General features: G+C 35.5%; 10 protein-coding genes. 3 read left to right on the top strand and 7 right to left on the bottom strand.

Annotation, left to right across the window (positions count from 1 at the left end):
• Both pruA and IQ247_RS19470 read left to right on the top strand, forming a co-directional pair.
• The coding region (gene pruA / locus IQ247_RS19475) for an L-glutamate gamma-semialdehyde dehydrogenase (RefSeq protein WP_193922762.1) at positions 1–1,557 on the top strand (1,557 nt) is incomplete at its 5' end.
• Positions 1,558–1,752: 195 nt separating this feature from the next.
• Complete coding sequence (locus IQ247_RS19470; RefSeq protein ID WP_193922761.1) at positions 1,753–2,214, top strand: GNAT family N-acetyltransferase; 462 nt, start codon at positions 1,753–1,755, stop codon at positions 2,212–2,214.
• Between the two features lie 29 nt (positions 2,215–2,243).
• On the opposite strand, the gene IQ247_RS19465 is transcribed toward IQ247_RS19470, so the two are convergent.
• The gene (locus IQ247_RS19465) at positions 2,244–2,624 is read right to left on the bottom strand and encodes a PH domain-containing protein (protein WP_193922760.1); all 381 of its coding nucleotides are present in this window, start codon (positions 2,622–2,624) and stop codon (positions 2,244–2,246) included.
• Between the two features lie 101 nt (positions 2,625–2,725).
• Positions 2,726–3,700, bottom strand: a complete 975-nt coding sequence (locus tag IQ247_RS19460) for an aldo/keto reductase (protein WP_193922759.1) — start codon at positions 3,698–3,700, stop codon at positions 2,726–2,728.
• A 458-nt stretch (positions 3,701–4,158) separates the two neighbouring features.
• On the opposite strand from IQ247_RS19460, the gene IQ247_RS19455 reads away from it, so the two are divergent.
• On the top strand, positions 4,159–5,490 hold the full coding sequence (locus tag IQ247_RS19455) for a glycoside hydrolase family 10-like protein (protein WP_193922758.1): 1,332 nt from the start codon (positions 4,159–4,161) through the stop codon (positions 5,488–5,490).
• 48 nt (positions 5,491–5,538) lie between these two features.
• Here the strand turns inward: IQ247_RS19455 and IQ247_RS19450 are convergent, their stop codons facing one another.
• From IQ247_RS19450 to IQ247_RS19430, 5 genes are all read right to left on the bottom strand, one after another.
• The gene (locus IQ247_RS19450) at positions 5,539–5,832 is read right to left on the bottom strand and encodes a hypothetical protein (protein WP_193922757.1); all 294 of its coding nucleotides are present in this window, start codon (positions 5,830–5,832) and stop codon (positions 5,539–5,541) included.
• Between the two features lie 324 nt (positions 5,833–6,156).
• Positions 6,157–6,699 (bottom strand): DoxX family protein, encoded by a 543-nt coding sequence (locus tag IQ247_RS19445; RefSeq protein ID WP_193922756.1) that lies wholly within the window; start codon positions 6,697–6,699, stop codon positions 6,157–6,159.
• A gap of 1,068 nt (positions 6,700–7,767) precedes the next feature.
• Positions 7,768–8,994 (bottom strand): FG-GAP repeat domain-containing protein, encoded by a 1,227-nt coding sequence (locus tag IQ247_RS19440; protein WP_193922755.1) that lies wholly within the window; start codon positions 8,992–8,994, stop codon positions 7,768–7,770.
• A gap of 317 nt (positions 8,995–9,311) precedes the next feature.
• Entirely contained in the window at positions 9,312–10,499 is a 1,188-nt protein-coding gene (locus IQ247_RS19435; protein WP_193922754.1) for an FG-GAP repeat domain-containing protein, read from the bottom strand.
• A gap of 310 nt (positions 10,500–10,809) precedes the next feature.
• Entirely contained in the window at positions 10,810–12,072 is a 1,263-nt protein-coding gene (locus tag IQ247_RS19430) for an acyltransferase family protein (protein WP_193922753.1), read from the bottom strand.
• Between the last annotated feature and the right edge of the window lie 342 nt (positions 12,073–12,414).

Genomic DNA, 12,414 nt, shown 5'->3' with positions numbered 1-12,414 from the left:
TCATCTGACACCGATTATGCTCAGGAAGAAATCAGAAGAAAATCTCAAGCTGCTTTACAAGATGTGAAAACACAACTTGGGAAAACTTATTTACCTTTAATTAATGGCGAATACGTAGAAACTGCGGAAAAAGTCGATTCGGTTAACCCTTCTAATTATTCTCAAGTTGTAGGTAAAGTTGGTTTAATTAATATTGAACAAGCCGAAACCGCAATGCAATCAGCGAAAGAAGTATTTAAAACTTGGGGTAAAACCTCCGCAAAACAACGCGCTGATATAATCCGCAAAGCTGGAGATATCATAGAAAATCGCCGCGCCGAATTATCCGCTTGGATTGTTTTAGAAGTTGGTAAACCCTTGCGAGAAGCTGATGCTGAAGTGAGTGAAGCCATAGATTTTTGTCGCTATTATGCTGCGGAAATGGAACGGTTAGATAAAGGTTACAATTACGACGTAGCCGGGGAAAATAATCGTTATATTTACCAACCACGGGGAATTACAGTAGTGATTTCACCTTGGAACTTCCCCTTTGCGATCGCAACTGGGATGACTGTCGCTGCTTTAGTCACGGGTAACTGCACTTTACTCAAACCTGCGGAAACTTCTGCGGTAATTGCAGCGAAAATTACGGAAGTTTTGCTGGAAGCAGGAATACCCAAAGGTGTGTTTCAATATGTCCCCGGTAAAGGTTCGGTTGTCGGCTCTTATTTGGTAAATCATCCTGATACTCACGTCATCGCTTTTACAGGTTCCCAGGAAGTAGGCTGTAAAATTTACGCAGATGCAGCAGTCTTAAAACCCGGTCAAAAGCACATGAAACGGGTAATTGCTGAGATGGGAGGTAAGAATGGAATTATCATTGATGAAAGTGCAGATTTAGACCAAGCCGTTGTCGGTGTAGTGCAATCAGCATTTGGTTACAGTGGACAAAAATGTTCGGCTTGTTCACGAGTAATAGTTGTAGAAAGCGTTTATGATAGTTTTATCAAACGGTTTGTAGAAGCAACCAAATCCCTGAATATCGGAGAAACAGAATTACCACAGACTCAAGTAGGACCTGTAATTGATGACAAATCTCAATCCAGAATCCGCGAATATATCGAAAAAGGGAAAGCAGAAGCAGAAATTGCATTAGAAATGTCTGCACCTGTTAACGGATATTTTATCGGTCCGGTAATATTTAGTAATGTCCCAGCAGATGGGATAATTGCTCAACAAGAAATTTTTGGTCCTGTAGTAGCGGTAATTAAAGTTAAAGATTTTCAGGAAGCCTTACAAGTTGCTAACGGTACCAATTATGCTTTAACTGGGGGACTTTATTCGCGAACACCTTCCCACATTGAACAAGCTCAAGCAGAATTTGAAGTTGGAAACTTGTATATCAATCGTACCATCACCGGCGCGATTGTTTCCCGACAACCTTTCGGCGGTTTCAAACTTTCCGGAGTTGGTTCAAAAGCCGGAGGTCCCGATTATCTCTTACAATTTTTAGAACCACGTACTATAACTGAAAACATTCAGCGTCAAGGTTTTGCTCCGATTGAAGGAGCGGAATAAGGTTAGAGGTTAGAGGTTAGAGGTTAAAGGTTAAAGGTTAGAGGTTGAAGGTTAGAGGTTAGAGGTTAAAGATTAGAGGTTAGAGTTGTAATAACTTCTAACTCCTAACTTTGGTACAGACGTAGCACTGCTACGTCTCTACAACTAACTCCGGTTATTGTATATAATTCTGAGAAGTGAACAGTAGATAATTGAATGAGTGAAATAACTGTAAAAGTAGTTGATTGGGAAGAATGGACAGTAATTGAGATAATTAGAAGAAGGGTATTTCAGGAGGAACAAAAAGTAGAAGTAGAATTAGATTTTGATGGTAAAGATAAAGCTTGTCCGCAGTTGATTGCTTATTTAAATAAAGAAGCGGTTGGTACTGCGAGAATTCGATATTTAGATGAAAAAACGGCGAAAATTGAAAGATTAGCGGTTTTATCTTACGCAAGAGGGAAGGGTATTGGGAAAAAGATTATGCAAAAAGCTTTGGAAGTTATAGCAAATGAAAATATACCCGAAGTTATGATTCATGCTCAAGAATATATTAAAAAGTTACATCAGCAATTAGGCTTTGAACAAGTTGGAGAAGTTTTTCAAGAAGCGGGAATCCCTCATGTAAAAATGGTTAAAAGGTTAAAGGTTAAAGGTCAAAGGTGTAATAATTATTAATAGCTGTCAACTGTCCACTGTCATGTCAATCAAGTTGATAAAATATAATAACTCAAAATCTGATAAACCTCGTCTACCGCATTATCTCTTTTAAATTGAAATTCTCTTGGTAAATCATCACCATGAATCCAAATTTTAATTTCAGCATCCAAATCTAAAGTACCAGCAGTTTCCTTACTAAAATATTTAATTGACTTATAGGGAATTGATAAAAATTCAGTTTTTTTACCCGTCATTCCTTGTTTATCAATCAAAATAATTCTTTTATTGGTAAAAACTATCAAATCTCTGATTAATTTAAATGCCTTATGTATATTTTCTCCTTCAATCATTAAAGCACTAAGTTCCTTTTGTAATTTCTCCACATTCACTTCGGATGCATTACCCATAAATTGATTGAAAATGTCCATATTATCACCTATATAAACGCAGTGGCTTGTCTACACAAACAAAACCTACCGGGAGCAGGTTTCAGCAGGTTTTAGAATAATTATACAACCCATACAAAAATTCACTTCGTCTGAAAAATATTTTGCACCATCTTTTTATCTGTACCTGCTGCTGCTTTATCCAATTCGGCAATTTCTCCAGCATCTAAATTCCAACCCAAAGCACCAATATTCTCCTGTGCTTGTTGGGAATTTTTCGCTCCAGGAATGGGAATTGTACCTTTACAAATACACCAATTGATAGCCACTTGCGACATAGTTTTATTCCTAAATTCTGCAACTTCTCGTAAACATTCCAATAAAGATTTTGCACTGGGAATTAATTGCCTAAATAGAAAATTTCTAATACCTTTAGGATAATTACCTTTTGTATATTTTCCCGTCAAAATTCCCAAACATAAAGGACTATAAGCAATCATTCTTATTCCCAATTCGTCGCAAACTTCTTTAACACCTAACTCCGTTACAGGATAAGTTGATAATAATGAATACTGTACCTGTAAACTTGTAATAGATATTCCTCTTTCCGCAAACTTTTGATGTACCTTTCTCAATCTTTGAGAACCATAATTTGATAAACCCACCCCCTTCACCAAACCTTGTTCATATAAATCTGCAAGTCCATCCAATAAAGCCCATTCTTGCCAAGGAAAATAATTCGCTGTTGACCAATGCATTTGTACCAAATCGATATTTCTACCCAAACGTTTTGCAGAAGCTTTACCAGCAGAAACCATTGCACCTCTAGTTAATCTCCAAGGATAAGCAGCAAGTTTAGTCGCAATGCAGATATCTTGCTTATTTATACCTTCATATTCTTTAGTAAAAATTCCTAATAACTTCTCACTTTGTCCGTTTAACTTTCCCGTACCGTAAGAATCCCCTGTATCAAATAAAGTTACACCATTCTCAACACAAAGATTGAATACCTGTTGTAAATCATTATCCATGCTTTGATTGTATCCCCAAAGCACCTTATTACCCCATGCCCAAGTTCCGCAACCCATTTGAGGAAGAAACAATGTTTGATTATACATATGACCAGAGATTGTAGATAACCTTATTATTGATTAAAAGAGTAAAGATTGTTTGGGGATAAACGTAAATTTAAATTATTTGTATACTTGCCTAAGACTTAAAAGGGAATAAATTCACCTCTATCTTGTAAAACTTCCATGTAAAGTGATATTCCTTCTTCAACTTCTATCTCTTAAGGTGAGATTTATTTGTAGATAACTGTTTTTCAAATCATTTGAATTTCTTTAAGATGACTTCGTTGTGCTAAATAGAATTAAGCCAATTCATGAAATAAACTCACAATAAAAAAAATTGTCCTTCTTGATACATAAACACGTATACTAAACACGGCACTATCAACGATAAAATACGTCAATCGGAAAAGCTACGATAATTGTGCTTCATTCTAAACCAATGCAGCACAATTATCGCTGAAAAAATCAATTTTTGTAGAGTAAGCAGACATACCTGTAGACTAATGATCAATCAGTTTAAAGCTCAAAGTTTACAAGTCCACGCAAGACTAGTTAACTCATTTAGAAAGCTAAATTTGCCAAAATTCGGAATTTCCCAGCTACTCAAGCGTTGTCTTCCACTTCTATTTGTAATATCATTTTCTACGGTGTTGCTGCTTGATAATTTAGAATCGGCGATCGCACAATTTCCTCCGGCAGCCACTATAATTACACCCGACATAATTCAACCCGACATCATCCAACCGGAAATATTGCAACCACGACAACTACCCCGTCAAGAAATTCGGGGTGTATGGATGAGTACCAATGATTTTAATGTTCTGAGAAATCAATCTGCTCTCAGAGATGCTGTTACTCAACTAAGACGTTTGAATTTCAATACTATTTATCCTGTTGTATGGAATTCTGGTTATACCAAATTTCCTAGTGCTACAGCAAGACGGGCTGGTATTCCCTTTTTCTTCAAAGGTTCAAATGGACAGGATATATTAGCAGACTTGATTAGTCAAGCTCATCGTCAAGGTTTGTTAGTAATTCCCTGGTTTGAATTTGGTTTTATGGTTCCCGAAAGCTCGGAATTAGCTTTAAATAACCCTCAATGGTTGACTCAAAAAGCTGACAGGAGTTTAACTTCCAATAGTGCTGCGGGTGAAGTTGCATGGTTAAATCCTTTTCATCCCCAGGTACAACAATTTATTCAAAATTTGGTTTTAGAAGTTGTCAGTCAATATGATGTTGATGGCATTCAGTTCGATGACCACATGAGTTTACCACGAGAATTCGGTTATGACTCCTACACCGTTGCTTTGTATACTCAAGAAACCCAAAATCCACCCCCAAGCAACTTTGCAGATGAAGCATGGGTAAAATGGCGTGCGGATAAAATTACCGCGTTTATGGTACAACTTAACCAAGCCGTCAAAGCTAGAAAGCCCTATACAATTTTTTCTGTATCTCCCAATTATTACAACCACGCTTATAAATTACAGTTGCAAGATTGGCTCAATTGGGTGCGTTTGAGTGTTGTAGACGAACTAATCATGCAAGTTTATCGTAACGATTTAGCAAGTTTTGTTGACAAAATTAACCTTCCAGAAATGCTCGAAACCAAGCAATATATACCTACTGGTGTAGGCATTATGGCAGGTTTGCGAAATCGTCCAGTTTCAATGCAACAAATTAAATCTCAGGTACGAGCAGCACAACAAAATAATTTGGGTGTAACTTTCTTCTATTACGAAAGTCTATGGAATCATGCTCAAGAAAATACTGAATTGCGACAAGCTGGATTCCAAAGTTTATTTCCCCGTTTTACTCGTCGTTCCAGAATTTAATTAATCATAATAATAATGTAGAGACGTAGCACTGCTACGTCTTTTTATTTATTTATTTATTGATTGATTTTCTTCTCCAAACAGTTCTACTAAACCAATTGTGCCGACAAAAAAAGTATAAACACCATATTTAGAACCGGCTTTAAAAGATGCGATTATCGCTTCAATTAAATGAACTCCAACAGCAACACGTTCAATTACTAAAATTGGTCTAATAATATCAGGAATTTGCAGGTGATTTTTTAAAGCATAAATATGACCTAATTCTAGTCCTATAGCTCCTATCATTAAAACTGTAGATATAATCTTAATTACATTAATCACAAATAAGTTTTTCTTCATCAGCTTTGATCAATTGAGTACAGAACTATTTATTACTACTCCTTTTTCGTTAAAAGATTACCGATTTAAAGAAGTAATATTATATCAAGTCCGGATGATTAGTTATTATTAGCTGTTGACTGGTAATTGGTAATGGGTAATCGGTAATTTCCCAATTACCAATCCCCAATCCTAATTACCAATTGGCAATTACCCATTACCAACCTTCACAGATATACAGGAGTGTTTAACCGGACATGATATTATCCCTTACCCAAAAGCTTTGTCGCAGACGTAGGAATACACCCCGTCTGGGACATCTTTTTCCGAGATGTCTAATATCTACTACTTCACCGCAGCATTCACTTCTTTATCTGCACTGGTAGCTTGATAAGCTTTCTCTAATCGCATGATTTGCTTAGCTTGTGCTGAGAATGCGTTGTTATCAAGCCAGTTTGCAATTAATGCATCGCTGGAAAATAAACCCGCACCATTGATAGCAAAAAATAGAAAACAAGCTGCGTAAATTGCTGATAACTCCAGGTAAGAAATATTCAAACCCGCAACCAAGATGTGATGGTACATCGCAACACACATTGTTGAAAATAAACCCAAACCAGCAAGACGAGTCAATAAACCCAGTATCAACAACGATGCACCAATCAACTCGGTAAAACCTGCTACATAGCTAAAAAATATCGGGAAAGGTAAACCAATAACCTGAACATAAGCTTCCGCAAAGCTTTCAATATTTCCCAGTTTATCTAAACCGTTGTGAATCATCATCACTCCAACAATAGCCCGCAATACAGCCCAACCTGTTTGTGACAAAAAATTAGGGCTAACGTTAGGCTTGAAAATCCCCGTCAATAGCGCTGTATAATTCATATCTCAACTCTTGATGCAAGCAAATTTATCATATTTATCTGATTAATCTTAACAAAAAGATTAAGTTATGTAAACATATTTCATTATTAAGAAAATTTACTGAGAGTTATAAAATTGATTTGAGTTGAAATAAGCAGCAGTTAAAGGGTTGTTTAGTGATTTAAAGAAATTTATCCGATTTACGGCAAAATGAGAATATATGAAGTTACTTTAACTAAAGTACGTAAGTTTGATTAAATATTCCCAAATTTCTGCGGCAATTCGCATTTTTTGAACGAATTCTTCAGGGTTTTTAGGAAAGGGCAGAAAATACTGTATCTAGTAATTGAATTACTACTGTTCGCATAAATTGATATTTTTATAGTAAGTAAAATATTTTTTATGTCTATTAACGTGAGTAAGCTGCTACGCATTTAATTTGTATTTGAGTAGCGGGCTAACAGCCCGCACTACAAGAGTTTGATATTCTCGTCTTATATAGCAATCCTAAATGACTTGTGAGAAATTTATGTATAATATGGCGGTTAAAACCGCTACTACACCTTCCTAAGTCCACCTGCGTGGACTCTATAAAAAAAACCCGTTATCACGACGGGTTTTATCAAGTGAGTTTGGCGATCGCGTAGTGGATGTTTGAAAAGTATTGGGCGAATATAATTCGCTACTACACAAGCGAAGTCCGTCTGCGGGGACCAAAAAAATCAGGGTTTTGTCTGTGTAGTCGCGTTTGCTCCGCGTGTCCGCAGGACATATTCCATTCGCCAAGACTAGTAATAAGTAGGTAGGCGTAATTAAATGTAAGATCAAACCTCACCCCCTCCCCTCTCCGATGCCTTGGAGAGGGGTGGCTAAGAGAGGGGTAAAGCCTCTTGGATTACGGGTGCAGTTTGGGATGTGGATGGTGGTGTAATGGCAGAACGCAATCAATATTAGAGACAATAATTGCAAATTATAAGTGGTGATGGGTAAAGTCCCCGAATTCAATTCGGGGGATTACTCTGCAAAAAGGACTTTCTTCATTCCTTATAAAACTGATTTATACTGCACGCACACTCTCAATGTTAACTATTAAAAAGCATACCAACCGGGGTCAAAGTTTGATAAATAACTACCTTCAGCAATAGTACCATTCATTGTCCAAATAGCATTTTCTCCAGTTGTATTATTGCGCCAGAAAATATCAGTTTTACCATCACCATTATAATCTCCAATCATAGGTTCCCAAGTTAAATCATTGGAAGGTAAAAAGGCTTTAGTTGATACTTCTCCTCCATTCATTAACCAAGCTGTATTTTCACCAGTTTGATTATTATGCCAGAAAATATCAGTTCTACCATCACCGTTGAAATCACCAATATTTGCTTTCCAAGCAGAACTTAATTGCGGTAAAGTTGATTCACCAAAGATGATATCGTTAAACAGAGTACCAGTCATTACCCAAACAGAATTTTCACCGCTATCTTGATTACTCCAAAGAATATCGGTTCGAGAATCTCCATCGAAATCACCAAAAGTAGGAGTCCAAGAAGTTTCTAATCCTTTTACAGCATAACCATTAGCATTAGTACCATCCATCAACCAAATAGCGTTTTCACCTGTAATACGATTTCGCCAAAATAAATCATTTTTACCATCATTATTGAAATCATTAACACTGTAGTCCCAATTTAAATCAGTTGTAGGTAAAAAAGCAGCACTAGTGACATTTTTACCATCCATTATCCAAGTTGCATTTTCAGCAGTTGAAGTATTCCGCCAAAAAATATCACTTTTACCATCACCATTGAAATCAGCAATACTAAAATCCCAATTGGAATCTATTCTTTGTACTGATTCTTCGGAGGATATATTAGTACCATCCATTTGCCAAATCACATTTTCTCCGGTATTTTTATTCCTCAAGAAAATATCAGTTCTGTTATCGTTATTAAAATCGGCGAAAGCAAAATCCCAAGATGCATCAACATTCTTGAGAAAAGCTGGATTTTGATTAACACCATCCATTAACCAAACTGCGGTTTCACCAGTTTCAGCGTTACGCCAAAATTTATCAGTTTTACCGTCACCATTGAAATCGACAACAACTGCTGCATCGCTAAAGATAGGATTAGGATTGGGATTTCTCGCAGCAGTTATACTGTCGGCATCCTCAAGGGGCAATGATTGCGAAGAATGTCCAATTTTCAAATTGTGCTCGGAAGAAATACCGTCGTCAAAAGTATTATTTGAAAGTTGAGTATATTCTGTTGCAAGAGCGTTTGCGGATACACCGGCTAGATTTTCATTTGAAAACATAGTGTTTTTTTATCAATAATCTTTATCTGTTATAACTGATTCTTATAGTTTTTTTTGTTAAGTACTAACATATAGTTTTTTATTAATTGTTGCTTGTGATGAACATTTTTAATATTTTTTATGAATGGTTATTTAATATCAAGTTAATCATCTATGAATCTATATTTATTTTATCTCTATTTATTTAGATAAAGGTAAAAATAAATCCAACTATTCAATAATAAATAATTGCCAATTATTCATTGGTTAAAAGCTAATTAAATATTCAAAAAAAAGGGAGCCTAACGACTCCCAATACAAACCTAAAATTTCAACTCTTAACTAACAACCCATTCTCCAGGTAGTGAAGGTAGAATTTCTTGGGTGACATCTGCACCGTCTACCCGCAAAATAATGTTTTCACCAGTTTGGGTATTGCGTCCAAAAACGTCTGTATCGCCATCACCGTCGAAATCACCGATACTCAAATCCCATTCAGTACCAAGTGATGGTAATTCAATACCAGTAGCCTCAGCACCATTCATAATCCAAGCGGCATTTTGTCCAGTTGACTGATTCCGCCACAGGATGTCCATTCTCCCATCAGCGTTAAAGTCGCCGATATTGGATTCCCAACCAGAACCCAAAGTTGGTAAATCTGACTCTACCGCATTGGAGCCATTCATTAACCAAAGTTTGGTTTCACCAGTACTCTTATTTTGCCAGAGAATATCGGTAGTAAAATTACCATCGAAGTCACCCTCTGTATACTCCCAACCTGCGCCAAAAGTCGGTAATGCAGCTTGTTCGGCACTCAAACCATTCATAAACCAAACAGTATTTTCACCAGTTTGCTCGTTATGCCAGAACACATCGGTATTGAAATTAGGATTGAACTCACCAACCGTATAAGTCCATGATGAATCTAACTGCGGTAGAAAATCTGCACTAGTAACGCTAGCACCATCCATCAACCAACCGGCATTTTCACCCGTATTTTGATTCCGCCATAATAAATCGGTTCTACCATCGCCGTTGAAATCTGCAATACTATAATCCCATTCGGTGCCGAGGGTGTCTAAAGAAGTCTCAGATACAATCTGACTACCATCCATCAACCAAAGTAGATTTTCTCCGGAATTTTGATTGCGCCACATTAAATCGGTTTTACCATCGCCGTTGAAATCAGCAATACTGTAATCCCATTCTGTACCTAAAGAATTGACAGCAGCACCAGTAGGATTAGAACCATCCATCAACCAAATAGCATTTTCACCAGTTTGAGTGTTACGCCAAAATTTATCTTGTTTACCATCCCCATTAAAATCCGCAAAAACTGCCGGACTGCTAATATAAGGACTGGGGTTAGGATTCTGTTGAGAATCTATTGATGAAGTCAATAATGATTGTGAAGAACCTGTCAAATTTAAGGTATTTAAATCAGTTTCTGGAGCAAAACTATTATTTTGGATTGTCGCAGATTGTAATGTACTTTTATCTTGTAAGGGATTTGTAGATTCCAGCATTGTTTTTATTTATTACCAGCTTTCATCTATCTTTTATCTCTATTTTTGCAAAGATTCTGTTAATTTAGAACATCTACTATTTTTTTTTAATGTTGGAAAATTATATTTTTTAATGATGATTGTGAATTCTAATTATTTTTGGCAAAATTACAAGTGTTATTAGTAATATTTTAAAAAGTTTATTATAAACAAAAAGAATAGAATTGCCGGTTTGCCGTCAAATTATAGCCGGGGAATAGAATTCCCCGTCTAATAGCATAAGTCCTCAGAGGGCTGGGAAAAGAATTTGTTTAAATCGCGACATTTAAACTTAGTCGTCTTCAGACGACTTTCGCTTTGAGACAGGGAATTTTATTCCCTGGCTATTCCTACTTTGATAAATCTTCCATTTTGAAAAAGGTAATTCAACTAAGTAGTAAGTAACTGTTGCCAATATAGTTGATAAAATCAAGGTTGCTGTTAGTCTAATATAAAACGCTTCTATAGGTATTTCTGAGGTAAAAATATCGTAAGTTCTAGTGATAATTGGCATATGCCAAATATAAATCCCATATGATAAGTTACCAATTACTTCTAATATTCTCAGAGGATTTTTTAAAATAGCGCTGAATGATAATTTTTCATGTTTAGCAAAATCTTGATAAATATCTTTTTCAAAGGCGAATATAAAAAATGAGGTGATAATTGCTGTTAATGGTTGGAGTATTAAAATTGTTGTTGATGTTCTCCATCCACCGTTACGATTCGGTAAATTCCACAATTCTTGATGATATAAATGATATGCACTGAATAAATACAATAAAATTATCAGTACAACAGCAAAACATTTGATGATTAATGATTTTATTTGATTCAAATTTTGTTGTTGATTTATCAAAAATTCATTTAGTAAAAATCCACATAAAAATAAATCGAGATTGACAATCAAGGGAGTATACCAATATTTAAATGCATATCCCATCTCTTGATTAATTTGGATTTTAAAACTTATCCAAAGTAGACTTCTAAAAATAAAAGTACTGCCAAATATTATCAAAATCACAATAAATATTTTATTTGATTTATGAAAAATATTTTGAATTAAACTGTAAATAAAAGGGACAAATAGATAAAACTGTACTTCTGTTGATAAAGACCAAAAAACATCATTAAATTTTACTGTTTCTATTCCTATATATGGATGATAAGTAAATGTAAATATTCTTAGTAGATAACCCCAATGAGAAAACTTGAGAATTTCTGGATAAACAAATATAGATAAAATTAGTACAGCAAAATAATAAAGCGGAAAAATTCTTAAAACACGATTGCGCCAAAATCTCATAACTCCTACTATATCAGCGGTGTAACGTTGATTATAAAAGGCTTTGCCCATCAAATAACCCGATAACACAAAGAAGATCCAAACTGCTACTGCCCCATGACTAAATATTAACCAACTTAAATCAAAACCTTTGTAAATAATTGATTTTCTCGGCGGAGCGCAATGAATAATTACTACCATTAAACAGGCAAAACCCCGTAAAGTCAGCAGTGCATCTAAACGGTTATACTTTTTGATATGTGTAGGCATTAATTTAGTACTTGTATTTCTTCATATAAGATGAAGAATCTAGATGAAATACCAAACATTTAAATTTATTTTTTAATAAAATGGTTGCCATATTGGCAATAATCTTGTATTTTTATTTTTGATTTTTAGGGCTTAGGCTGCATAAACCGGGTTTCTAGGCAAAATCTTCGTTTTTATTGCAATGTATCAATGAAAAAACCCGGATTCTAGGAATGAATTTATGCGTAAGTCCTGATTTTTATGCTTTGCGATCGCAATTTTATCTAAGTTACCAAAACTTGAGATTTTGAAAAAAGTTTCTCCCTCTGCTCCCTCCCCATGAGGTGCGAATATATTACCTTA

It is taken from the genome of Plectonema cf. radiosum LEGE 06105, from assembly GCF_015207665.1.
Lineage (GTDB): Bacteria > Cyanobacteriota > Cyanobacteriia > Cyanobacteriales > Nostocaceae > Rivularia > Rivularia radiosa_A.
The sequence above is the reverse complement of the archived record's forward strand: the minus strand, read 5'-3'. Positions and strand labels throughout refer to the sequence as shown.

Bases quoted from the DNA above. Each gene is read 5' to 3' on its own strand.
- IQ247_RS19470 (WP_193922761.1), top strand. From the start codon at position 1,753: ATGAGTGAAATAACTGTAAAAGTAGTTGATTGGGAAGAATGGACAGTA.
- IQ247_RS19465 (WP_193922760.1), bottom strand. From the start codon at position 2,624: ATGGACATTTTCAATCAATTTATGGGTAATGCATCCGAAGTGAATGTG.
- IQ247_RS19460 (WP_193922759.1), bottom strand. From the start codon at position 3,700: ATGTATAATCAAACATTGTTTCTTCCTCAAATGGGTTGCGGAACTTGG.
- IQ247_RS19455 (WP_193922758.1), top strand. From the start codon at position 4,159: ATGATCAATCAGTTTAAAGCTCAAAGTTTACAAGTCCACGCAAGACTA.
- IQ247_RS19450 (WP_193922757.1), bottom strand. From the start codon at position 5,832: ATGAAGAAAAACTTATTTGTGATTAATGTAATTAAGATTATATCTACA.
- IQ247_RS19445 (WP_193922756.1), bottom strand. From the start codon at position 6,699: ATGAATTATACAGCGCTATTGACGGGGATTTTCAAGCCTAACGTTAGC.
- IQ247_RS19440 (WP_193922755.1), bottom strand. From the start codon at position 8,994: ATGTTTTCAAATGAAAATCTAGCCGGTGTATCCGCAAACGCTCTTGCA.
- IQ247_RS19435 (WP_193922754.1), bottom strand. From the start codon at position 10,499: ATGCTGGAATCTACAAATCCCTTACAAGATAAAAGTACATTACAATCT.
- IQ247_RS19430 (WP_193922753.1), bottom strand. From the start codon at position 12,072: ATGCCTACACATATCAAAAAGTATAACCGTTTAGATGCACTGCTGACT.